Annotated in this window: 15 protein-coding genes and 1 pseudogene; 10 read left to right on the top strand and 6 right to left on the bottom strand. The window is 71.1% G+C overall.

All coding sequences use genetic code 11. From position 1 onward, the window contains the following. Positions 1–70 precede the first annotated feature (70 nt). Both QWM81_RS23865 and QWM81_RS23870 read right to left on the bottom strand, forming a co-directional pair. Positions 71–1,522 (bottom strand): 4-hydroxyphenylacetate 3-hydroxylase family protein, encoded by a 1,452-nt coding sequence (locus QWM81_RS23865; protein WP_290114381.1) that lies wholly within the window; start codon positions 1,520–1,522, stop codon positions 71–73. Positions 1,523–1,639: 117 nt separating this feature from the next. After that, complete coding sequence (locus tag QWM81_RS23870) at positions 1,640–2,593, bottom strand: AraC family transcriptional regulator (protein ID WP_290114382.1); 954 nt, start codon at positions 2,591–2,593, stop codon at positions 1,640–1,642. A 117-nt stretch (positions 2,594–2,710) separates the two neighbouring features. On the opposite strand from QWM81_RS23870, the gene QWM81_RS23875 reads away from it, so the two are divergent. The 5 genes and pseudogenes from QWM81_RS23875 (at position 2,711) to glgB (ending at position 11,668) form a co-directional block, all read left to right on the top strand. Next, the gene (locus QWM81_RS23875; RefSeq protein ID WP_290114383.1) at positions 2,711–3,652 is read left to right on the top strand and encodes an SDR family oxidoreductase; all 942 of its coding nucleotides are present in this window, start codon (positions 2,711–2,713) and stop codon (positions 3,650–3,652) included. A gap of 259 nt (positions 3,653–3,911) precedes the next feature. Then, positions 3,912–5,897 carry an alpha-1,4-glucan--maltose-1-phosphate maltosyltransferase gene (locus QWM81_RS23880; RefSeq protein ID WP_290114426.1) on the top strand — a complete coding sequence of 662 codons (1,986 nt, stop codon included), beginning with the start codon at positions 3,912–3,914 and terminating at the stop codon, positions 5,895–5,897. After that, a pseudogene (gene treS / locus QWM81_RS23885) lies at positions 5,894–7,588 on the top strand (maltose alpha-D-glucosyltransferase); the annotation flags it as partial. The gene QWM81_RS23880 and the pseudogene treS, both read left to right, overlap by 4 nt. A gap of 358 nt (positions 7,589–7,946) precedes the next feature. Beyond that, positions 7,947–9,332, top strand: coding sequence for a maltokinase N-terminal cap-like domain-containing protein (locus QWM81_RS23890; RefSeq protein WP_290114384.1), 1,386 nt, complete (start codon positions 7,947–7,949; stop codon positions 9,330–9,332). A 29-nt stretch (positions 9,333–9,361) separates the two neighbouring features. Next, a complete protein-coding gene (glgB, locus tag QWM81_RS23895) occupies positions 9,362–11,668 on the top strand; it encodes a 1,4-alpha-glucan branching enzyme (RefSeq protein WP_290114385.1) in 2,307 nt (768 codons plus the stop codon). A 56-nt stretch (positions 11,669–11,724) separates the two neighbouring features. Here glgB and QWM81_RS23900 read toward each other — a convergent pair whose 3' ends face one another. Continuing rightward, entirely contained in the window at positions 11,725–13,947 is a 2,223-nt protein-coding gene (locus QWM81_RS23900; RefSeq protein ID WP_290114386.1) for a HelD family protein, read from the bottom strand. 224 nt (positions 13,948–14,171) lie between these two features. Between QWM81_RS23900 and QWM81_RS23905 the strand changes: the two genes are divergently transcribed. Together QWM81_RS23905 and QWM81_RS23910 are read left to right on the top strand one after the other, a co-directional pair. Continuing rightward, a complete protein-coding gene (locus QWM81_RS23905; RefSeq protein ID WP_290114387.1) occupies positions 14,172–15,020 on the top strand; it encodes a helix-turn-helix domain-containing protein in 849 nt (282 codons plus the stop codon). Further along, entirely contained in the window at positions 14,995–15,282 is a 288-nt protein-coding gene (locus tag QWM81_RS23910) for a DUF397 domain-containing protein (protein ID WP_290114388.1), read from the top strand. The genes QWM81_RS23905 and QWM81_RS23910 overlap by 26 nt, the downstream gene beginning before the upstream one ends. Here the strand turns inward: QWM81_RS23910 and QWM81_RS23915 are convergent, their stop codons facing one another. Continuing rightward, entirely contained in the window at positions 15,283–16,869 is a 1,587-nt protein-coding gene (locus QWM81_RS23915) for an MFS transporter (protein WP_290114389.1), read from the bottom strand. A gap of 102 nt (positions 16,870–16,971) precedes the next feature. Here QWM81_RS23915 and QWM81_RS23920 point away from each other — a divergent pair, with 102 nt between their 5' ends. Next, positions 16,972–17,583, top strand: a complete 612-nt coding sequence (locus tag QWM81_RS23920; RefSeq protein WP_290114390.1) for a TetR/AcrR family transcriptional regulator — start codon at positions 16,972–16,974, stop codon at positions 17,581–17,583. Between the two features lie 25 nt (positions 17,584–17,608). On the opposite strand, the gene QWM81_RS23925 is transcribed toward QWM81_RS23920, so the two are convergent. Both QWM81_RS23925 and QWM81_RS23930 read right to left on the bottom strand, forming a co-directional pair. Continuing rightward, positions 17,609–18,820, bottom strand: coding sequence for a YncE family protein (locus QWM81_RS23925; RefSeq protein ID WP_290114391.1), 1,212 nt, complete (start codon positions 18,818–18,820; stop codon positions 17,609–17,611). Between the two features lie 178 nt (positions 18,821–18,998). Further along, positions 18,999–20,363: a cation:dicarboxylate symporter family transporter gene (locus tag QWM81_RS23930; RefSeq protein WP_290114392.1), complete on the bottom strand. Its 1,365-nt coding sequence runs from the start codon at positions 20,361–20,363 to the stop codon at positions 18,999–19,001. Positions 20,364–20,487: 124 nt separating this feature from the next. Between QWM81_RS23930 and QWM81_RS23935 the strand changes: the two genes are divergently transcribed. After that, on the top strand, positions 20,488–22,221 hold the full coding sequence (locus QWM81_RS23935; RefSeq protein ID WP_290114393.1) for a sensor histidine kinase: 1,734 nt from the start codon (positions 20,488–20,490) through the stop codon (positions 22,219–22,221). Then, positions 22,218–22,904: a response regulator gene (locus QWM81_RS23940; protein ID WP_290114394.1), complete on the top strand. Its 687-nt coding sequence runs from the start codon at positions 22,218–22,220 to the stop codon at positions 22,902–22,904. The genes QWM81_RS23935 and QWM81_RS23940 overlap by 4 nt, the downstream gene beginning before the upstream one ends. Positions 22,905–23,004: the final 100 nt, after the last annotated feature.

Below are 23,004 nucleotides of genomic sequence, written 5' to 3' on the forward strand. Positions count from 1 at the left end.
CCCGCGCCCGCCGCCGCCAGCCGGACGCCCGCCCCGGCCGCCCCGGCCGCCCCGCGCGCCCCGGTCGCCGTCATCGCGCACGCTCCAGGTCGTAGCCGTCGAGGCAGGCCTGCGCCAGGGCTTCGCAGCCGGCCGTGTCGCCTTCCCAGGCTTGCTGCATCAGGTAGACGTGCGGGGCGCCGTGGTAGAAGCGTTCGTACTGTTCGTGGCGGCCGGCGAATTCCGAGCCGAGGGCGTCCCAGGCCAGTTTCAGCAGCTTGATCCGGTCTTCTGCCGGGGTGCCGGGCGAGCGGATGTACTTGCGGACCAGCGGGCCGAGCTCCGGGTGCAGCAGGTCCTCGCCGGACGCGGGGAGCTGGATGACGCCGCCGCCCGCGAGGAGTTTGATCTCCTGCACGGCCCGCGGGTACAGCTCGCCGGCCATGATGCGTTGCGCGAAGGAGATGTCCTTGCCGGGCATCACCCCGCCGCGTCCGCCGTCGACCTGTTCGTACGACGCCTCGGCGGCCAGCACGAACGCCTTGGCCTGCGCGACCATCCCCATCAGCCGGCCGATGGCCTGGGTGACCGGCGGCAGCTGGTAGGTGTTGTTGGCCTTGGCCAGCAGGATCGCGATGCCGGTGAGGAACTCCAGCTTGGTCCAGAAGCGGGTGGCGGCCTGGTGCACGAAGTTCCGGTACGCGGGGGTCTGCCACCACATCCGGAAGGAGACGTCCACGTCGCGGTAGGCGAGGACGTTCTCCCACGGCACGAACACGTCGTCGCACACGAGCAGCGCGTCGTTCTCGTCGAAGCGCGAGGAGAGCGGGTTGTCGAAGATGCTGCGGGCCTGTGCCTCGTAGGAGGTACGGGAGACGAACTTCAGCCCCGGCGTGCCGATCGGGATCGAGAAGCAGACCGCGTGTTCCACGTCCTGGGGCGCGAGGGGCTCGATCGTGCCGACGACGACCTCGTTGCCGAAGACGGCGGCGGTGCCGATCATCTTGGCGCCGCGCACCACGATCCCGCCGTCCTTCTCGGCCACCACCCGCACCACCAGGTCGTCCTCCTCCTGCTCGGAGGCGGACCTGGTCCGGTCGATCTGCGGGTTGGTGATGGTGAAGGCCGGGTACAGGTCGCCCTCGGCGAGCCGCCGGTGGTAGGCGAGGGCGTTGGGGGCCCCGTCGTACGCGTCGGTGGTGAAGACCCCCGGCAGCGCCGCGAACCCGGCCGCGCCGCCCGCCATGTAGTCGGGCGTGCGCCCCAGGAAGCCGAAGCTCGCCTCCGCCCACACCTTGTACGCCGCGCGGCGGGCGACGAGGTCCTCGTACGAACGCGGGATCGCGTACGCGCGGTGGACGCCGCCCTGGGTCAGGACCGGGGTGTGCGCGGAGTCGTGCGCCAGGTCGTACAGGCGGGCGACGGACGCGGCGGTGTTGCGGAACGCGGGGTGTGAGGTGACGTCCTCCACCCGCTCACCGTCGAGCCATATCTCCCGGCCGTCGCGCAGCGACGCCAGATACTCCTGACCGGACCTCGTCACCGATTCTCCTCTTGCGGAAGCCATTGCCGCAGCAGAGCCTGTCTGTCCGTACGCACCTGCGGCAATGAACGTCCGTCCATGGGTCCTTAAGAACCGGCCAGTCGAGTTCCGGTCACCTCACGCCGCGCTCACGGCACCCGCCCGGTACTCACCCGGAGTGACGCCGAACCATTTGCGGAAGGCAAGATGGAAGCCGACCGCGCTCTGGTAACCGACCCGCTGCGGCACCGCCGACTGCGGCAGGGACGTTTCGCCGAGCAGCCGCGCCGCCTCCTGCATGCGCCGTCCGGTCAGGTGGCGGGCCGGGGCCTCACCGACCAGTTCCCGGAAGGCGGCGGTGAACGCGGAGCGGGACATGCCGACCTCGCGGGCGAGCGACTCGATGGTCCACGGTTCGGCGAACCGGGTCGCGATCATCACCAGCGCGCGGCTGACGCCCGGATGGCGCAGTACGGGCAGGGACGCCGGGTTCTCGGCGAACTCCCGCAGCAGCGGGCGCAGCGCCAGCACGAGGGCCATCTCGAAGGCCCGCAGCGTGATCAGCCGGTCGCCGGGGCCGACGGGCCGGTCGGGGGCGGCGAGCAGCCGCAGGGTGTCGCGCAGCAGCGGTTCGCGGCCGACCTGGGAGCCGTCGAGGACCAGGGCCCAGGGCAGCGCCTTGTACAGGCCGGTGGCGGCGCTGGCGTCGTAGTGCAACCCGGCGCACAGCAGCCGGCTGCGCGGTCCGGAGCCGTCGATGCGGATCTCGCCCGAGGTGCCGGGCTGCCGCTCGGGCAGCACGGCCTTGAGCGGTACGCCCTGCCGGTCGGGCTGGTCGGAGAGCCGGTGCGCGGTGCCGGTGGGGAAGACGGCGAGGTCCCCGGCGCGCAGTTCCTGGGGGGCGTGGCCCTCCGCGGTGATCCAGCAGCCGCCCTCGACGATGTAGTGCAGGACGGCACAGCTCTGCTCGGCGTCCCCCTCGATGGCCCAGGGGGCGCTGACGTGCCAGCGGCTGTCGAAGACGCCGGTGAGGCGCAGCGGTTGCAGCAGCTCGCTGAGGAGGTCGTCGTTTTCGGTGCGCACGGTGTCCATGGACGATCCTTCAACCCCCGCCCCGAATTGTTAATTGATCGGCCAAAGCCGCCGCCGCCAGCCTGAGAGGAGCCGTCATGGCAGCAGTCACACCCTATCGAAGGGCCATTCAGGCATATGTCGGAGCAGATTCAGATGCGGGTAGCGGTCGTCGGGGCCACCGGTTTCCAGGGCGGTGCGGTGGCCCGTCTGTTGACCGAGCGCAACCACCGGGTACGTACGCTCTCCCGCCGTCCCGAGGGGGACCGGCCGCCGCTGCCGGGCGTCTCGTGCGCCACGGGCGACCTGGGCCACGCCGAGGACGTACGGCAGCTGTTCTCGGGGGCGACGCACGCCGCGGTGGTGATGCCGCTGGTGTACGAGCCGGAGCAGGTGCGCCGGTACGCCCGGAACATCGCGGAGGCGGCCGTGGCGGCCGGCGTGCGGCGGCTGGTCTACAACGCCAACACCCGCGTCCCGCGCTCGGCCACCGCGGTCGCGGCGTTCGAGACGCGCCGGATCGCGGAGGAGGTGCTGCGCGACAGCGGGGTGCCGCTGGTGGTGCTGCGGCCCCCGGTGTACCTGGACAACCTGTTCAGCCCCTGGAACGGGCCGGCGCTGGTCAATGAGGGCGTCCTCGCCTATCCGCTGCCCGCCGACGTGCCCACGGCGTGGCTCTCGCACCGGGACCTGGCGGAGGCGGTGCACGCGGCGCTCACCGTGGACGGGCTGGAGGGCCGGACGTTCGACATCGGCGGTGCGCGGACCTTGACGGGTGAGGAGCTGGCGGAGGCGTTCGGCCGGGGGCTGGGGCGGCGGGTGCGCTACCAGGCGCTGGCGCCGCGGGTCTTCGAGCAGGGCCTCGCGCAGGTGCTCGGCCGGGACGCGGCGGCCGGTGTGGCGGGCATCTACCACTACATGGCGGCGGGGACGGACCGGCTGCTTCTGGCGGGGGATGACGGCGTGTCGGCCGGGGCGCTGTCGGTGGAGGCCACGCCGGTCGAGGAGTGGGTGACGCGGCAGCCGTGGCAGGTCTGGGCCAACGACCCGGAGGAGCAGGACGCCCAGACGCTCACCTGAACGCCATCTGACACACCCGAGCGCGAACCGGCCCCGATTTTCCACTCGAACGGGGCCGGTTCTCGCTGTCCGGCTACGCCAGAGTAGTTAGCACGCCGCCGGATTGCCCACCCGAAGGGTGTGGGAAGGCTCCTCCGGTACCCGCCCACCCGAGTGAACCCGGACAGGAGCGGTGATGCCTGCGCCCCAACACTCGTCAACGGAGCAAGTACAAAGAGCGATACCCCGTAAGCAACCCTCAGGTGATGCCGTGAACTCGCTGATTGGTCGCATTCCCGTCCTCGATGTACGCCCGCTGGTCGACTGCGGCAGAAGGCCCGCCAAGGCGGTGACCGGCGAAACCTTCCAGATTACGGCCACGGTGTTTCGTGAGGGGCATGACGCCGTCGCCGCCAATGTCGTCCTGACCGACCCCTCCGGCCACCCCGGCCCCTTCACCCCGATGCGCGAGCTGGCCCCCGGCACCGACCGCTGGGGGGCCGAGGTCACCCCCACGGCCGAAGGGCGGTGGACATACGCGGTGGAGGCCTGGAGCGACCCGATCGCCACCTGGCGCCACCACGCGGGCATCAAGATCCCGGCCGGTATCGACACCGAACTGGTCCTCGCCGAGGGCGCCGCCCTGCACGAGCGGGCCGCGGACGGCGTACCGAAGAGCGAGGGCCGCGAGGCCGTGCTCGCCGTGGTGGACGCGCTGCGCGACGAGCGGCGCTCCGCCGGGGACCGGCTCGCCGCCGCGCTCGCCACCGAGGCGGTGGCGGCGCTGGCCGCCCACCCGCTGCGCGAACTGGTCACCTCCTCCAGGCCGTTGCCGTTGCTGGTGGAACGGGAGAGGGCGCTGTTCGGCTCGTGGTACGAGATGTTCCCGCGCTCCGAAGGGGCGAGAGAGGTCGACGGACGACTGATTTCGGGCAACTTCCGTACGGCCGCCGAGCGGCTGCCCGCGATCGCCGCGATGGGCTTCGACGTGGTGTACCTGCCCCCCATCCACCCCATCGGTACCACCCACCGCAAGGGCCCCAACAACACCCTCACCCCCGGCCCCGACGACGTCGGCGTGCCGTGGGCGATCGGCTCCCACGAGGGCGGCCACGACGCCATCCACCCGGACCTGGGCACCATCGAGGACTTCGACGCCTTCGTCGAACGGGCGCGCGAACTGCGCCTGGAGGTCGCCCTGGACTTCGCGCTCCAGTGCTCCCCCGACCACCCGTGGGTCAAGAAGCGCCCGGCCTGGTTCCACCACCGGGCCGATGGCACCATCGCGTACGCCGAGAACCCGCCCAAGAAGTACCAGGACATCTATCCGATCGCCTTCGACCGGGACATGCGGGGCATCGTCCGCGAGACGCTGCGCGTCCTGCGGTACTGGATGGGCCACGGCGTACGGATCTTCCGCGTCGACAACCCGCACACCAAGCCGGTGGTCTTCTGGGAGAAGGTCATCGGCGCCATCAACAGGACCGACCCGGACGTGATCTTCCTGGCGGAGGCGTTCACCCGCCCGGCGATGATGCACACCCTCGCCGCGATCGGCTTCCAGCAGTCGTACACGTACTTCACCTGGCGCAACACCAAGCAGGAACTGACCGAGTACCTCACCGAGCTCTCCGGCGACGCCGCCGCCTACATGCGGCCGAACTTCTTCGTGAACACCCCCGACATCCTGCCCGCCTACCTCCAGCACGGCGGTCGGCCCGCCTTCGAGGTGCGGGCGGTGCTCGCCGCGACGATGTCCCCGACGTGGGGCGTATACGCCGGGTACGAACTGTGCGAGAACACCCCCGTACGGGAGGGCAGCGAGGAGTACCTCGACTCGGAGAAGTACCAACTGCGGCCACGGGACTGGGAGTCCGCCGAGCGCGAGGGCCGAACCATCACCCCGCTGATCACCAGCCTGAACCGGATCAGGCGCCGCAACGCCGCGCTGCGGCAGCTGCGCTCGGTCCACTTCCACCACGCCGACAACGACGCCGTCCTCGCGTACAGCAAGCGCGCGGGCTCGAACATTGTTCTGACGGTCGTCAACCTCGACCCGCGCCACACCCACGAGGCGACGGTCTCGTTGGACATGCCGGAGCTCGGCCTCGACTGGCACGAGACCGTGCCGGTGCGCGATGAGCTCACCGGCGAGACCTATCACTGGGGCAGGGCCAACTATGTGCGCCTAGAGCCGGGTGTCACACCCGCGCACATTCTCGTCCTGCGACCGTCCCCGCCGATCGGAGGGTCACCCACATCATGATCGTCAACGAGCCCGTCCACGACACCTTCGAGGACACCCCCGCCAAGGACCGCGACCCCGACTGGTTCAAGCGAGCCGTCTTCTACGAGGTTCTGGTCCGGTCCTTCCAGGACAGCAACGGCGACGGCGTCGGCGACCTGAAGGGCATCACCGCCAAGCTGGACTACCTTCAGTGGCTCGGGGTCGACTGCCTCTGGCTCCCGCCGTTCTTCAAGTCCCCCCTGCGGGACGGCGGTTACGACGTATCGGACTACACCTCCGTACTGCCCGAATTCGGCGACCTGGCCGACTTCGTCGAGTTCGTCGATGCCGCCCACCAGCGCGGCATGCGAGTGATCATCGACTTCGTGATGAACCACACCAGCGACCAGCACCCGTGGTTCCAGGAATCCCGCAGCGACCCCGACGGCCCCTACGGCGACTACTACGTCTGGGCCGACGACGACAAGCAGTTCCAGGACGCGCGGATCATCTTCATCGACACCGAGACGTCCAACTGGACCTTCGACCCGGTGCGCAAGCAGTACTACTGGCACCGGTTCTTCTCCCACCAGCCCGACCTCAACTACGAGAACCCGGCCGTGCAGCAGGAGATCCTGTCCGCGCTGCGCTTCTGGCTGGACCTGGGCATCGACGGCTTCCGCCTCGACGCCGTGCCGTACCTCTACCAGGAGGAGGGCACAAACTGCGAGAACCTCCCGGCCACCCACGCCTTCCTCAAGCGGGTACGCAAGGAGATCGACGCCGCCTACCCCGACACCGTGCTCCTCGCCGAGGCCAACCAGTGGCCGGAGGACGTCGTCGACTACTTCGGCGACTACGCGGCCGGCGGCGACGAGTGCCACATGGCGTTCCACTTCCCCGTCATGCCGCGCATCTTCATGGCCGTGCGCCGGGAGTCGCGCTACCCCGTCTCGGAAGTCCTGGCCAAGACCCCGGCGATCCCGGAGAACTGCCAGTGGGGCATCTTCCTGCGCAACCACGACGAGCTGACGCTGGAAATGGTCACCGACGAAGAGCGCGACTACATGTACGCGGAGTACGCCAAGGATCCGCGGATGCGCGCCAACATCGGCATCCGGCGGCGCCTCGCCCCGCTCCTGGACAACGACCGCAACCAGATCGAGCTGTTCACCGCGCTGCTGCTGTCCCTGCCCGGCTCGCCGATCCTGTACTACGGCGACGAGATCGGGATGGGCGACAACATCTGGCTCGGCGACCGGGACGGCGTGCGCACCCCCATGCAGTGGACGCCCGACCGCAACGCGGGCTTCTCGTCCTGCGACCCGGGGCGGCTGTACCTGCCGACCATCATGGACCCGGTCTACGGCTACCAGGTGACGAACGTGGAGGCGTCGATGGCGTCCCCGTCGTCGCTGCTGCACTGGACGCGGCGGATGATCGAGATCCGTAAGCAGAACCCCGCTTTCGGCCTCGGCTCGTACACCGAGCTCCCGTCGTCCAACCCGGCGGTCCTCGCCTTCCTGCGGGAGTACGGCGACGACCTGGTGATGTGCGTGCACAACTTCTCGCGCTTCCCACAGCCGACGGAGCTGGACCTGCGCCGGTTCAACGAGATGCACCCGGTGGAGCTGATCGGCGGGGTCCGCTTCCCCGCCATCGGCGAATGGCCGTATCTGCTCACCCTCGCGGGTCACGGCTTCTACTGGTTCCGCCTGCGCAAGGACGCCTCGAAGAAGGCGAAGGGCAAGGCCACCGGAAAGACCGTCACGGAGGCGACGGTGGCGACCTCCTCGCCGACGAGCACGGGCGCCGGCATGGGCGCGGCGCCCAGGCCCGCCACGGCCGCTCCGGCGGCCACGGCGGGACCGGCGGACGCGGCGCGTGGGGGCCGCAGCGGGTGAGGACATCAGGGCGGGGCGTTTCCGACGCCCCGCCCTGGGCACTCTCCACCTCATACGTCGATTCGGGTCTATCTCGACCATCCCCGCCCGACACGTCCCGCACAGCCGGACAGCACTCGCCGCATTCCGGGACACTCTGCACGTTCTGTGCATTTCGTAGTGCCCGGGGAAAGGACGCGCTGCCATGTCGGAGACCGCATCCACCGCCCGGGCCCCCGTCGCCCTCATGCCCTCACTGGTCCCTCTGCTCCATGAATGGCTGCCCCGCCAGCGCTGGTTCGCCGGGAAGGGACGGCCCGTCAACGGCTTCGCCCTCGTCTCGGCGACCGAACTGCTCCCGCTCGACACCACGGGACCGGGCCTGCTGCACCTGCTGGTACGGGTACAGCAGCCGGGGCCGACTGCCGCCACCCAGGGCGACTGCTACCAGTTGCTGCTGGGCGTACGGGCCGAACTGCCGCCGCAGCTCGCCTCCGCCCTGATCGGCCGGGTGCCGGACGGCCCGCTGGCCGGCCGGACGGTCTACGAGGGCCTGAGCGATCCACGGCTCGCCTCACTGCTGCTGGAACGATTGCGCACACCGGGCCCGATGGGACCGCTGCGGTTCTCCCGCACGGTGGCCATCCCGGACGGTCTCACGCCCCGCGTTCTGGACGCCGAGCAGTCCAACTCCTCGCTCGTGTACGGCGATGCGTACATCCTGAAGGTGTTCCGCCGGGTCTATCCGGGCGCCAACCCGGACCTGGAGCTGCCGCTCGCGCTCGCCCGGGCCGGCTGCGGGCGGGTGCCCGCGCCCGTCGCGTGGTACGAGACCGGCAACGGCCGCCCGGAGGCCAGCACGCTCGGTGTCCTCCAGCCGTATCTGCGCGGCTCGCAGGACGGCTGGCAGCTCGCCCTGGACGCGCTGGGCGCCGGGCGCGACTTCACCGCCGAGGCCCGGGCGCTCGGCCGGGCCACCGCCGAGGTGCACACCGCGCTGGCCGACGCGCTGCCCACCGTCGCGCTGGGCCGGGCGCAGACCGAGAACCTGGCGCACGGCATGAGCCGCCGGCTGGACGCCGCCGCCCAGGCGGTGCCCGCGCTGATGCCGTACGTCCCCGGGCTGCGCGCCGCGTTCGAGGCGGTCGGCAAGCCCAAGGGCGGCAGCCGGTGGTGGCGGGCCCAGCGGGTGCACGGCGACCTCCACCTGGGCCAGACCTTGCGTACGCAGGACGGCGACTGGTCGGTGATCGACTTCGAGGGCGAGCCCGCGAAGCCGCTCGCCGAGCGCCGCCGCCCCCAGCCGCCGGTGCGTGACGTGGCCGGCATGCTGCGCTCCTTCGACTACGCGGCCCGCTCCTACCGCCCCTGGAACGCGGACTGGGCGGAGCGGTGCCGGGACGCGTACTGCACCGGGTACGCCGAGGCGTCGGGCACCGACCCGCGCGCCGAGCCCGCGCTGCTGCACGCGTACGAGACGGACAAGGCCGTGTACGAGGTCCTGTACGAAGCCCGGCACCGCCCCGACTGGCTCCCCGTCCCGATGGCGGCGATCCGCCGCCTGGCCGGCCGCCCCACCACCACTCCGTGATGTGAACGCCCTTGAGGAGGCTTTTCCCCGTGACCCCCCGTCGTCCCGCCCGTAACCCTGCCGCACCGAAGGCCCCGAACGCCCCGGCCGTCAAGCAGACCCCCGTCGGGGACACCACCGCCCTGCCCACGCCACCGCACGGCGCCCCGCCCCGCCCCCGCACGGGCGCCGACGGCATTCCCGCCGCGCCGCCGCTCGACGCCGCCGACCGGGGGCGGCTGCTCGCCGGTGAGCACCACGACCCGCACGCGCTGCTGGGCGCGCACCCGGTCGCGGACGGCGGCATCGCGATCCGGGCGCTGCGCCCGTGCGCGCGGAGCGTGGCCGTGCTCGTGGACGGGGCGCGCACCGAGCTGCACGACGACGGCGACGGGCTCTTCTCGGGGGTGCTGCCGCTGTCACAGGTGCCCGCATACCGGCTCCAGGTCGCGTACGACTCCGGTGTCGTCGAAGTGGACGACCCCTACCGCTTCCTGCCCGCGCTGGGCGACCTGGACCTGCACCTGATCGGCGAGGGCCGCCACGAGGAGCTGTGGAAGGCGCTCGGCGCGCACCCGATGACCCATCAGGGCGTCACCGGTACCCGTTTCACGGTGTGGGCGCCCAACGCGCGCGGGGTGCGGCTGGTGGGCGAGTTCAACTACTGGGACGCGGGCACCGGCCTGCCGCTGCGGTCGCTGGGCGGCACCGGCGTGTGGGAGCTGTTCGTGCCCGGGCTGGGCGAGGGCGCGCTGTACAAGTTCGCCGTCACCGGCCCCGACGGCCACTGCTCCCTGCGCGCGGACCCGATGGCCCGCCGCACCCAGTGCCCGCCGGAGACCGCCTCGATCGTCACGGCCTCGCACTACGAGTGGCAGGACCAGGACTGGATGGCGCACCGCGGCGACCGTCCCATCCACGAGGCCCCCTTCTCCGTCTACGAAGTGCACCTTCCCTCCTGGCGGCCGGGCCTGACCTACCGCGAGCTGGCCGAGCAGCTGCCCGCCTACGCCAAGGACCTCGGGTTCACCCACATCGAGCTGATGCCGGTCGCCGAGCACCCCTACAGCCCGTCCTGGGGCTACCAGGTCACCGGTTTCTACGCGCCGACCGCGCGGCTGGGCACCCCGGACGACTTCCGGTTCTTCGTCGACGCCTGCCACCGGGCCGGCATCGGGGTCATCGTCGACTGGGTGCCCGCGCACTTCCCGAAGGACGACTGGGCGCTGGCCCGCTTCGACGGCACGCCGCTGTACGAGCACCCCGACCCGCGGCGGGCCGAGCACCCGGACTGGGGCACCCTCGAATTCGACTACGGCCGCACGGAGGTGCGTAACTTCCTGGTCGCCAACGCCGTGTACTGGTGCGAGGAGTTCCACATCGACGGTCTGCGCGTCGACGCGGTCGCCTCGATGCTGTACCTGGACTACTCCCGCGAGGGCGGCGACTGGGTCCCCAACGAGCACGGGGGCCGCGAGAACTTCGACGCGGTCGCCTTCCTCCAGGAGATGAACGCCACCGTCTACCGCCGCTGCCCGGGCATCGTGACGATCGCCGAGGAGTCCACGGCCTGGGAGGGCGTCACCCGCCCCACCGACCAGGGCGGCCTGGGCTTCGGTCTGAAGTGGAACATGGGCTGGATGCACGACTCGCTGGTGTACGTCTCCAAGGAGCCGGTGCACCGCAAGTACCACCACAACGAGATGACGTTCTCGATGGTGTACGCGTACAGCGAGAACTACGTGCTGCCCATCTCGCACGACGAGGTGGTGCACGGCAAGCAGGCCCTGGTGACGAAGATGCCGGGCGACTGGTGGCAGCGGCGCGCCAACCAGCGCGCGTACCTGGGCTTCATGTGGGCCCACCCGGGCAAGCAACTGCTGTTCATGGGGCAGGAGTTCGCCCAGGGCGCGGAGTGGTCGGAGGCCCACGGGCCCGAGTGGTGGCTGACCGAGGACGACTACCACTCATCGGGCGACCACCGCGGCATGCGGGACCTGGTCCGTGACCTCAACACGGTGTACACGCGGACGCCGGCCCTGTGGGAGAGGGACACCGTCCCGGAGGGCTTCCAGTGGTCGCTGGGCGACGCCGCCGAGGACAACGTCTTCGCCTTCCTGCGGTACGACGCGCAGGGCACCCCGCTGCTGTCGGTGAGCAACTTCTCGCCGGTGGTCCGCCACGACTACGGGCTGTGGGTGCCGGACGGGATCTCCGCCCTGGCGGAGGTGCTGAACACCGACGCGGCACAGTACGGCGGCAGCGACGTACGCAACACCGATGCCCTGAAGCCGGAGTCGGGGTGTGTGCGGCTGACGCTGCCGCCGCTGGCGACGGTGTGGCTCATGCCGGTGTAACCGCGCGGGCGGGCCGCCCTCCGGCGGGCGGCCCGCCCGCACCCCGGCCGCCGGGCTCAGCCCTTGAGCCGTACGATCCCCAGCCGCTGGGTCGCGCGGGTCAGCGCCACGTAGAGGTCGTTGACGCCGTGCGGCCCGCCGGAGCGGATGGTGTCGGGGTCGGCGACGATCACCGTGTCGAACTCCAGGCCCTTCGCCTGGCGCGGGTCCAGCAGGACGACGGGCCGGGTCAGGTCCGGGTTCACACCGTGCGCGGCGTCCGGGAGGGCGGCGCCCAGGGCGGGGTGGTGGACGGCCGGGGCGATGACGGCGAGCCGGCCCTCGTCGGGCATCTCGCGCCGTACGGCGTCGGCGACCTCGCCCGCCAGGTCACCGGTCGTGACCTCCCAGGGCGGGACGCCCGTGGAACGCACCGAGCGGGGCGGCTGGAAGGCCGGGTCCTCGGCGCGGCGAAGCTCGGCGGCGACCTCCATGATCTCGGCGGGGGTGCGGTAGTTGACGCCGAGCCGGACGTGCTCGAAGCGCTCCCCGACGTACGGGGCGAGAATCTCCTCCCACGAGCCGCAGCCCGCCGCGTCGCCGGTCTGCGCCGGGTCGCCGACGATGGTCATCGAGCGGGTGGGGATGCGGCGCATCAGCAGCCGCCACGCCATCGCGGACAGCTCCTGCGCCTCGTCGACGATGACGTGCCCGAACGCCCACGTGCGGTCGGCGGCGGCGCGCTCGGCGGCGCTGCGGTGGTCGGCCTCCTCGTGGCGCTCGGCGAACCGCTCGGCGTCGATGATGTCGTGCGCGGACAGCACCTCGGACTCGGCGTCCTCGAACTCGTACGTCCGCGAGGCGTAACTGACGTCGAGGACACCCTGCGCGTACTCGATCCTGCGGCTGCGCTCGCGCTCGGCGGCCGCGCGGGCGGCGGTGTCGTCCTCGCCGAGCAGCTCGGCGGCCTCGTCCAGGAGCGGTACGTCCGCCTCGGTCCAGGGCCCGGTCTCGCGGCGTACGAACTCCGCCTCCCCGTCCGGCAGGTAGCCGTCCGGCTCGGCGAGGAAACCGGCGACGAGCCGCTGCGGGCTGAGCGTGGGCCACAGCTCCTCAATGGCGGCGTGCACGGCGGGGCTCGCGGCGATCTCCTTGCGCATCTGGGTGATGTCGGACGGGTCCAGAAGGTTCGGCCCGCCGAACGGGTCGGCGCCGAGGCGTTCGGCGAGCTGGTCGGTGAGCGCGTCGATGATCCGGAACGTGAACCGGGGCCGGGCCAGGTTGTGCGGCAGGCCGGTGCCGCGCGCGTCCCAGCGGGCGTCCTCGGCCATGTTCCGGTCCAGCAGCAGGGTGCCGTAGTCGTCGTGGTCGATCTCGATGGGCGCGTCGGTGGGCGGCACGGTCTGCTGGTCGCGTACGTACCGCGCCAGGACGTCCGCCATGCCCGCGCGGCCCTTGATCTCGGCGGCCTCGGGCGTGTCGGTGCCGGTGGCGTGGACGCCGGGGAAGAGCTCGCCCAGCGTGGCCAGCAGAACGCCGGTCTCGCCCAGCGCGGGCAGGACTTCGCCGATGTAGCCGAGGAACGCCGGGTTCGGCCCGACGATCAGCACCGCGCGGCGGGCCAGCTGCTCGCGGTAGGCGTAGAGCAGGTACGCGGCACGGTGCAGCGCGACGGCGGTCTTGCCGGTGCCGGGCCCGCCCTCGACGACCAGCACGCCGTGGTGCGGGGCGCGGATGATGCGGTCCTGCTCGGCCTGGATGGTCTGCACGATGTCGCTCATGCGCCCGGTCCGGGCGGCGTCGAGCGCGGCGAGCAGCACGTCGTCGGCGTCGTGGTGCTCATGGCCGGTACGGGTGGTGTCGTGCAGGTCCAGGATCTCGTCGTGCAGCGCGGTGACCTCGCGCCCCTGGGTGCTGATGTGCCGGCGCCGGCGCAGCCCCATGGGCTCGTACCCGGTGGCGAGGTAGAAGGGCCGGGCGACCTCGGCGCGCCAGTCCACGACGAGCGGTGTGCGCTCCTCGTCGTCCTCACGGATTCCGATACGCCCGATGTGGTGGTCACGCCCGTCCCGGAATTCCAGCCGCCCGAAACACAGCCCGTTCTCCCCCGCGTCGAACGCGGCGAGCAGCCCCGCCTGCTCGGCGACCAGCACATCCCGCTCCAACCGCGCCTGGAAACTGCTCCCGCCCCCCTTGAGCGCGGCTCGCACGGCCCGCTCGGCCTGGTCGCGCAGGTGGTCGAGTCGCGCGTAGAGCTCAGTGATGAATTGCTGCTCTTTCCGCATTTCCTCGGTTGACAATTCGACTCCTGCCGCGATAAGATGCGTTTATTCAACTTCCGTGTGCGCGTTGCCATATGCGCATACGAACCATTAAATATACGCCAGAAAAGGCCCCGGTCGTCCACCATTCGGACCGGGGTCTTTTCCGTCGCCGTGAACCGGGCGCCTCCGCCGGTCACTTGGCGTGATGATTCTTGTTCGTTCCGCTTACGGCGTGCCGCCCTGCTGGCTACGGTTGCCGCATGGCGAAACCGAAGGACCTGGGGCCGGCCGAGACGCCGCGTGAGTTCCTGGGCGAAGAGCTGCGGTTGAGGCGCGAGGCGGCGGGGCTGTCGCAAGAGAAGCTCGGGGAGCGGGTGTTCGTATCGGGCTCGTACATCGGGATGATCGAGTCGGGCGCCCGCAGGCTGAGGCCGGACCTGGCGAAATGCATCGACGCGGCGCTGGGGACGGGAGACTTCTTCCAACGGCTCGTGCGGGCGATCAGCAGTTCACGCTATCCGCACCACTTCAGCGAAGCCGCCGAGCTGGAAAAAGTAGCCGTGACCATCAGCGAGTACGCTCCAACACTCATGCCAGGGCTGCTTCAGATCGGCCCCTACACCCGTGCGCTGGTCAGGGGCACCAGACCGACATCGCTGGACGACACCATCGAGGAGATCACGCGGGCACGTCAGGACCGGGCCCGCATGCTCGACGATCCCACAACTCCCGAATGGTGGGCTGTTCTTCATGAGGCCGTCCTGCGCACCGCAGTGGGAGGTCCAAAGGTCATGACAGAGCAACTCCGGCACGTCGCCGGGCTGATGCGATCTCACCGCGTGTTGGTCCAAGTGGTGCCGTTCTCGGCCGGGTCGCATGGCGGAAACGGCGGCATGTTCAGCCTCATGACCTTCGCCGAGGCACCGGATGTGGTGTACACGGAGGGTCCTCACTCGGGGCAGTTGCTGGACGATCCCGTTGTGGTGGACAAGCATCAGAAGTCCTACGATCTGGCGAGGGCCGTCGCACTGTCGCCAGGGGCGTCCCTGGCCCTGATCGAGTCGGTGGCGGAGGAATTCGAGAATGACGTCTCAGAAGCGCATTACTGATGCATCGGCGCTGGTCACTTGGCGGAAGTCCAGCTACAGCAGCGGTGAGGGCGGCGCCTGCCTCGAAGTCGCCGAGGCATCAGAGCTGGCAGCCTGGCGGAAGTCCAGCTATAGCAACGCCGAAAGCGCCAGCTGCCTCGAAGTTTCCGACGGCCACCCCGCCGCCGTCCCCGTCCGCGACTCCAAGAACCCCGCCGGGCCCGCCCTCGTCTTCGAGGCGCGGGCCTGGCAGGTGTTCGTGGACGAGGTGAAGCGGGCCTGATCAGCCCCGCTCGCGGGTCCGCCCCGGCAGCAGCGCCGCTACCAGGACCGTGCCCACGGCCAGGATCGCCGCGCCGATGAGGCTGGTGTGGGCCACCGCGTCGGAGAAGGCGGAGCCCACGGCGTCGGCCATCCGGCGGGCCGCCTCGCCGAGTTGGGCGCCCTGTTGCGGGGTGGCGGCGTGGGCCGCCTGCTCACCGATGCCGTGCGCGACGGCGTATCCCGCGCCGACCGAGTCCTGGGCGGTGGACAGGGCCGAGGCGGGCAGGCCGGTGCCCCGCGCCGCGTCGGCGAGGTGCGAGGAGTACGAAGAGGCCAGCACCGAGCCGAGCAGGGCGATGCCCAGCGAGCCGCCCAGCTCAAGGGAGGTGTCGTTGACGGCGCCGCCCACGCCGAGTTCCGACTCGGGGAACGCGCCCATGATGGCGTCGGTGCAGGGCGACAGGGCCAGGCCGATCGCGACGCCCAGGATGACGAGCGGGGCGACGAAGTCCCCGTACCCGGAAGCCGAGTCCACCCGTGTGAGCAGGGCGAGCGCGAGCGTACCGAGCGCCATGCCCGTGGAGACCGTGACCTTCATGCCGAGGCGCGGCGTGAGGAACCCGGTCAGCGCCGAGCCGACGAACACCGCGCCGGCCAGCGGCAGCATCCGCACACCGGTGTCGAACGGGTCGTACCCGAGCACGAACTGCAAGTGCTGCGTCAGGTAGTAGAAGGCGCCGAAGACGGCGAGGAAGAAGAGGGCGACGGCGAGGTTGGAGCCGGCGAAGCCACGGTCGAGGAAGCGGCGGACGTCCAGGACCGGACGCGGGTGGCGCAGCTCCCAGGCGATGAAGGCGACGAGTCCGGCGCCCGCGACGACCGCCGCGCTGACGGCCTTGGCGTCCCAGCCGAAGTGGGGGCCCTGGATGATCATGTAGACGAGCGCGCCGGTCCACAGGACGGAGAGCAGCCCGCCGACGTAGTCGATGCGCCCGTGCTGGGCGGCTTTGGACGGGGGTACGAGGGCGAAGGCGCCGGCGATCGCGAGCGCGGCGACCGGGACGTTGATCAGGAACGTGGACGCCCAGCCGTGGTTCTCCAGCAGCGCGCCCGCCACCAGCGGTCCGGCCGCGATGGCGAGGCCGGCGGTGGCCGTCCACAGCACGATGGCCTTGGCGCGCTCGGCGCGCGGGAAGGTGGCGGCGAGCAGCGAGAGCGTGGCGGGCATGATCATCGCGGCGCCGACGCCCATGACCGCGCGGGCGGCTATGACCCCGGTGGACGAGTCCACGAGTGATCCGGCGACCGAGCCCGCGCCGAAGACGACGAGGCCGAGGACGAGGGCGCCGCGCCGGCTGTACTTGTCGCCGATCGCGCCGAGCAGGAGCATCAGCGCGGCGTACGGGACGGTGTAGCCGTCGATGACCCACTGGAGGTCGGAGCTGGTCAGTCCGAGGTCCTGGGTCATGTCGGGGGCGGCGACCGTGAGGGCCGTGTTCGCCATCACGATGATCAACAGGCTCAGGCAGAGCACGAGCAGTGCCCACCAGCGCCGTGGGTAGGGCCCTTCCATCCTCTCGACCGGCTCGTTCATGACGAGACGCATGGCTCAGTCCACCCTTCCAGCGACACGCTTTTGCACAGTGATGTGCAATTACACACTGCTGTGCAAGTTACGTGACTGCACAGCCATGTGCAAAATGAGGGCGTGACCTCAGGACGAGCCGACGTGAACCGGCGCCGCATCGAGCAGGTGGCCCTCGCCGAACTGCTGCGCGACCCGGACGCCTCCATGGACCAGATCGCCCGCGCGGCGGGCGTGGTGCGCCGCACCGTGTACGGGCACTTCCCCAGCCGTGACGCGCTGATCGCCGCGCTGGTGGACAGCGCGGTCGAGACGGTGGCGCGGGCGCACGCCAGCGGCCGCGAGGGCGTGGACGATCCGGCCGAGGCGCTGGCCCGCGCCACGCTCGCCGCGTGGGAGATCGCCGACCGCTACCGGCTCCTGGTGGCCCTCGCCCAGCGCAGCGTCACGATGGAGGGCATCCGGGAGCGGCTGGCCCCAGTGCGCAAGGAGTGCGCGGACCTGCTCCAACGGGGGCTGGACCAGGGCGTGTTCGTCTCGCCGCTGCCGGCCGCCGCCCTCGCCTACGTACACGAGCAGGTGCTTTTCGGGCTGATGGAGGCCGTGAACGCGGGCGCGCTCGCGGCGGACCGGGCCGGGCGGTCCGCCGCGGCGACGATGCTCATCTCGGCGGGGGTGCCGGCGGAGCGGGCGACGGAACTGGTCGAGTCGCTGACACGCCCCACGACGGCCTGAGGCCGGATCGGGGCGCCAGGCGCGACTACGGCTTGAGCCCCGACAGCGCGTCCGCCGCCACCTTCCCCGCCCGCTCGCGCTGCGGGAAGTCGCCGACCTTCACCCGCGCGACCTCCTTGGCCGTGCGGTAGTCGACCACTGAGACCTCGTCGCGATGGGAGAGCGTGACGAAGCAGTGCGTGCCGCCGGGTCCGGTCAATGCCCAGTAGGGCAGGGCGCCCCGCTCGTAGTGGACGAAGCCGTCGGTGGTCAGGCCCGGGCGGGAGACGACGGCCGTGTAGTCGTCAATGGTCCCGGCCATGCAGAGCTTGTCGTTCGCGCCGTTCATCGCCATGCCGTGGTGGGCGGAGTTCTGCGGGTAGTCGTCGGGCTTGAGGGCCGCGCCCGCCGCGCTGAAGGGCATCTCGACCGTCCGTACCGTACGCCCGGCCTCAAGGTCGTACTCGATGAAGCCGTTGAGGTAGGACAGCTGGGCGTACATCGTCTTCTCGTCCGGCGTGATCACGGCCGGGCGTACGCCCTTGTCGAAGGTGTACGTGCGCAGCACCTTCAGCGTCTTCGCGTCGGCGACGGTGACCTGCTTGGCGCCCTTGAGGCCGTTGAGGGCCTTGGGGAGGGAGGTGACGCCGATGGACATGTTGTAGAGGCGGCTGCCGTCCGCCGCGTACATGTTCTCGTGCGGGTACGTCCCGGTGGCGAACGACCCGGTGACGCGGCCGGTGGCGGTGTCCAGTGCCTGGGCCTTGGCGGCGGTGATGGCCGAGACGACGAAGGTGCGGCCGTCCGGGGAGAGGGCGGCGTGGTCGGCCTTGAAGCCGTCGAGGTGGGTGCGCCAGAGTTGGCGGCCGGACGCGATGTCGTACGCGGCGGCGTCGCCGAGGTTGCCGCGCGAGACGTAGAGGGTGCGGCCGTCTGCCGAGAGGTGGGCGTCGTCCACGAACTTGTCGCCGCCCGCCTGCTGCTTGACGATCTCGTAGGCGGCGCGGCGGATCGGGTCCATGCCGGCCAGGATGGCGTCGAGGTCGGGGATGACGTCGAGCGAGCCGAGGTTCTTGTACGTACGGGCGTCGATGAAGCTCACCGTGCCCTCGGCGCTGTTGCCGACGACGACAACGTCGCGCAAGGCCTCCGCGCCCGTGGTGTCGGTGGCGTCCGTGGCGTCCGTGGCGGAGGAGGCGGTGACCGAGCCGAGGGCCAGCGTGAGGGTGAGGGCGAGCAGTGCCGGAAGACGTGACATGGGGGTCCCTTCACCTAGGTGGCGGCATGCACATGCCAGGTGGCGTGCCCCTACGATGACACGTTCCCGTTACCGGCGGTACGGCCGGGAAGGCGGTAGGGCCGGGAAGGCGTACCCGGAAAACGGCGCACCGCGCGGGAGTGGGCCTCCCGCGCGGTTCGCCGTGGCACGGCGCAGGTCAGACCTTGGCGGGCTCCCGGTGCTCCGGAAGGTCGTCGGGAAGGCCGTCGAGGTCGTCCGCCGCCGGTGCGTGGTCGTGGTCGTCCACCAGGGTCTTCTCGTCGAACGGCACGCGGCCGGCGAGGACTTCGGCCACGCGGGTCTTGTCGATCTCCTTGGTCCAGGTGCCGACCAGGACGGTGGCGACCGCGTTGCCCGCGAAGTTGGTCAGGGCGCGCGCCTCGCTCATGAAGCGGTCGATGCCGACGATGAGCCCGACGCCGTCGACCAGTTCGGGGCGGTGCGACTGGAGGCCGCCGGCCAGCGTGGCGAGGCCCGCGCCGGTGACGCCCGCCGCGCCCTTCGAGGCGATGATCATGAAGACGAGCAGGGAGATCTGCTCGCCGACCGAGAGCGGGTTGCCCATCGCCTCGGCGACGAAGAGCGAGGCCATCGTCAGGTAGATGGCGGTGCCGTCCAGGTTGAAGGAGTAACCGGTCGGCACGGTGATGCCGACGACGGGCTTGCTGACGCCCAGGTGCTCCATCTTCGCGATGAGCCGGGGCAGTGCGGACTCGGAGGAGGAGGTCGACAGGATCAGCAGGAACTCCCGGCCCAGGTACTTCAGCAGCGTGAGGATGTTCACGCCCGCGACCACCCGCAGCAGGGCGCCCAGCACCACGAAGACGAAGACCGCGCAGGTGATGTAGAAGCCGATCATGATGACGGCCAGGGACTTCAGCGCGTCGACACCGGTCTCGCCGACCACCGCCGCGATGGCGCCGAACGCGCCGACCGGAGCGACCCACATGATCATCGCGAGGATGCGGAAGACCAGCCGCTGGATGTGCCCGATGCCGCGCAGCACCGGCTCGCCGGCCTTGCCCATCGCCTGGAGCGCGAAGCCGGCCAGGAGCGCGATCAGCAGCGTCTGGAGGACCTCGCCCTCGGTGAAGGCGGAGACCATCGTCTTCGGGATGATCCCCAGCAGGAAGTCGGCCGTGCTCTCACTGGCACCGGACGCCTGCTCCGCGCCCGCGTCGGCGGCCTCCTTGGTCAGGTGCAGGGTCGCACCCGGCTCCAGCAGGTTGCCGACCAGCAGGCCGATGGCGAGCGCCACGGTCGACATGACCATGAAGTAGCCCAGCGCCAGACCGCCGACCGCGCCCACCTTGGCGGCCTTGCGGACCGAGCCGACGCCCAGCACGATCGTGCAGAAGATGATCGGGGAGATCATCATCTTGATCAGACTGACGAAGCCGGTGCCCAGCGGCTTCAGCTCGACGGCCAGCCCGGGGGCGGCGAAGCCCACGGTGATGCCGAGCACGACCGCCGCGATGACGGCCAGATACAGATAGTGGGTACGGTCCCGTCGTGCGGCCACGGGGTCCTCCTCGGTGAGTCGCTCCACTGTCCCTGTGGATCCCCGAGACCATCTCTCACCTTGTGATGGCGGTCACCCTTGCGTACCTTTCGTTCACACGAAATCAGCCAGGCAGACTTACCGCATGCGCATACTCCGCCCCCGCCTCCGCAGCCTCGCAGGCCAGCTCTTCGCGATGCAGGTCGTGCTGGTGGCTGCCATCGTGGCGGGCTGCGCGGTCTTCGCGTACGTCAATGACCGCAGCCAGGCCGAGGAGACCGCGCGCCGGCAGGCGACGGCGACCGCGACCGCCGTGGCCAAGTCGCCGGCCGTCGCCGAGGCGGTCCGCTCCAAGGACCCCACGGCCGTGCTCCAGCCGTATGCGTCGTCCCTGGTCGGCGAGGCGGGCGTCACCTTCGTGACGATCATGTCGCCGGACGGGACGCGCTGGACCCACCCGGACCCGGCACAGATAGGCAAGACGTATTTGGGCCACATCGCCGAGGCGCGGCGCGGCGAGACGTACTCCGAGACGTACCGGGGCGTGCTCGGCTCCTCGGTGCGGACGGTGACGCCGGTGTACGACGGTGGCCGGATCACCGCGCTGGTGAGCGCGGGCATCACCATCGACCGGATCAGCGAGCAGGTACGCAGGCAGGTCACCGCGCTGCTCGGCATGGCGGGCGCGGCGCTGGCGCTCGGCGGCGCCGGTACGTATGTGATCAACGCGCGGCTGCGGCGGCACACGCACGGCATGAACGCCGCCGAACTGAGCCGGATGCACGACTACCACGAGGCCGCGCTGCACGCGGTGCGCGAGGGACTGGTGATGCTGGACGGGCAGCGGCGGATCGCGCTGATCAACGACGGGGCGCGGGAGCTGCTGGGCCTGGACGAGGAGGCGGTGGGCGTGTCCGTCGCCGAGCTGGGCCTCCCGCCGTCGCTCACAAGGCGGTTGCTCTCCGGCGAGCCGAGCGTGGACGAGCTCCACCTGACGGCCGACCGCGTACTGGTGGTCTCCACCCGGCCGGTGGTCGGGGGTGAGCGGCGTGGCACGGTGGTGACGCTGCGGGACCACACGGAGTTGCAGGCGCTCTCGGGCGAGCTGGACTCGGAGCGCGGGTTCACGCAGGCGCTGCGCTCGCAGGCGCACGAGGCGGCGAACCGGCTGCATACGGTGGTGTCGCTGATCGAGCTGGGGCGGACGGACGAGGCGGTCGAGTTCGCCACGGCCGAGCTGGAACTGGCCCAGGTGCTCACGGACCGGGTGGTCGACGCGGTCGCCGAACCGGTCCTGGCCGCCCTGCTGCTGGGCAAGGCGGCTCAGGCGAACGAGCGGGGGGTGGAGCTGGTGCTGACGGAGGACAGCCGGATCGACGACGGTGTCCTGCCGCCGACGCTCCCGGCGCGCGACCTGGTGACGATCCTGGGCAACCTCATCGACAACGCCCTGGACGCCACCCGGGGCAGGCCGGTTTCGCGCGTCACGGTGACCGCGCGGGCGGACGACGGCGAGCTGCTGCTGCGAGTCGCCGACAGCGGGCCGGGGATCGGCCCGGGCGACCACGACGCGGTCTTCGAGCGCGGCTGGTCGACACGGGGGCCGGGGCGGGGGCTGGGCCTCGCCCTGGTGCGGCAGGTCGCGCAGCGGCGGCGGGGGGTCGTGGAGCTGGCACAGGGCCCCGACGGCGGCGCACAGTTCACGGTCCGGCTGCCGCTGCGGCCGGCGGGGGCCGATCGCGCGGGGGCGGGACGGACCGGGGCGGCACCGGTGCCGGACGGCGGCGGGCCCATGGAGAGCGCGGGGGCGGGAGGGACCGGGGAGGCACCGGTGCCGGACGGCGGCGGGCCCGTGGACAGCGCGGAGGTCCGGTCATGACGGAGCCGCCCATCAGAGTCCTCGTCGTGGAGGACGACCCCGTCGCGGCGGACGCCCACGCCCTCTACACCGGCCGGGTACCCGGCTTCACCGTGGTCGGCGTCGCGCACACGCGCGCCGCCGCCGGGCGGGCGCTGGAGCGGACGGCCGTGGACCTGATCCTGCTGGACCTGTACCTGCCGGACGGGCACGGACTCCAGCTGCTGCGCTCGCTGCGCGCCGCCGGTCACCACGCCGACGTCATCGCCGTCACCTCCGCCCGCGATCTGGCGATCGTCCGCGAAGGCGTCTCGCTGGGCGTCGTCCAGTACGTACTGAAGCCCTTCACCTTCGCCACCCTGCGCGACCGCCTCACCCGGTACGCCGAGTTCCGCGCCGCCGCCGGTGAGGCGTCGGGCCAGGAGGAGGTGGACCGGGCGCTCGCCACGCTGCGCACGCCGCAGCCCGCCGCCCTCCCCAAGGGCCTGAGCGCCCCGACCCTGGCGGCCGTCACCCGCAGCCTGCGCGCGTCGGCGACCGGGCTGACGGCGGCCGAGGCGGGCGCGGCCGTGGGCATCTCGCGGATCACCGCCCGCCGCTACCTGGAACACCTGGTCAGCTACGGGCGCGCCGAGCGCAGCCCGCAGTACGGGCAGGTGGGCCGCCCCGAGCTCCAGTACCGCTGGGTGACCGGGACACGGTAAATTACCGACAGGTAGGGCTCCGTGGGGCGTATCTGGACGTTCCTACGACTTTTGGCCTTGGGTGAACCGACCGTAGCCAAAAGTGACCGTCCGCTTCTAC

This window comes from Streptomyces ficellus (assembly GCF_030406405.1).
Classification (GTDB): Bacteria; Actinomycetota; Actinomycetes; order Streptomycetales; family Streptomycetaceae; genus Streptomyces; species Streptomyces ficellus_B.

Coding starts and splice junctions, on each gene's coding strand:
- QWM81_RS23935 (WP_290114393.1), top strand. CDS start 20,488: ATGCGCATACTCCGCCCCCGCCTCCGCAGCCTCGCAGGCCAGCTCTTC.
- QWM81_RS23940 (WP_290114394.1), top strand. CDS start 22,218: ATGACGGAGCCGCCCATCAGAGTCCTCGTCGTGGAGGACGACCCCGTC.
- QWM81_RS23890 (WP_290114384.1), top strand. CDS start 7,947: ATGTCGGAGACCGCATCCACCGCCCGGGCCCCCGTCGCCCTCATGCCC.
- QWM81_RS23875 (WP_290114383.1), top strand. CDS start 2,711: ATGTCGGAGCAGATTCAGATGCGGGTAGCGGTCGTCGGGGCCACCGGT.
- QWM81_RS23905 (WP_290114387.1), top strand. CDS start 14,172: ATGGCGAAACCGAAGGACCTGGGGCCGGCCGAGACGCCGCGTGAGTTC.
- QWM81_RS23910 (WP_290114388.1), top strand. CDS start 14,995: ATGACGTCTCAGAAGCGCATTACTGATGCATCGGCGCTGGTCACTTGG.
- QWM81_RS23915 (WP_290114389.1), bottom strand. CDS start 16,869: ATGCGTCTCGTCATGAACGAGCCGGTCGAGAGGATGGAAGGGCCCTAC.
- QWM81_RS23925 (WP_290114391.1), bottom strand. CDS start 18,820: ATGTCACGTCTTCCGGCACTGCTCGCCCTCACCCTCACGCTGGCCCTC.
- QWM81_RS23870 (WP_290114382.1), bottom strand. CDS start 2,593: ATGGACACCGTGCGCACCGAAAACGACGACCTCCTCAGCGAGCTGCTG.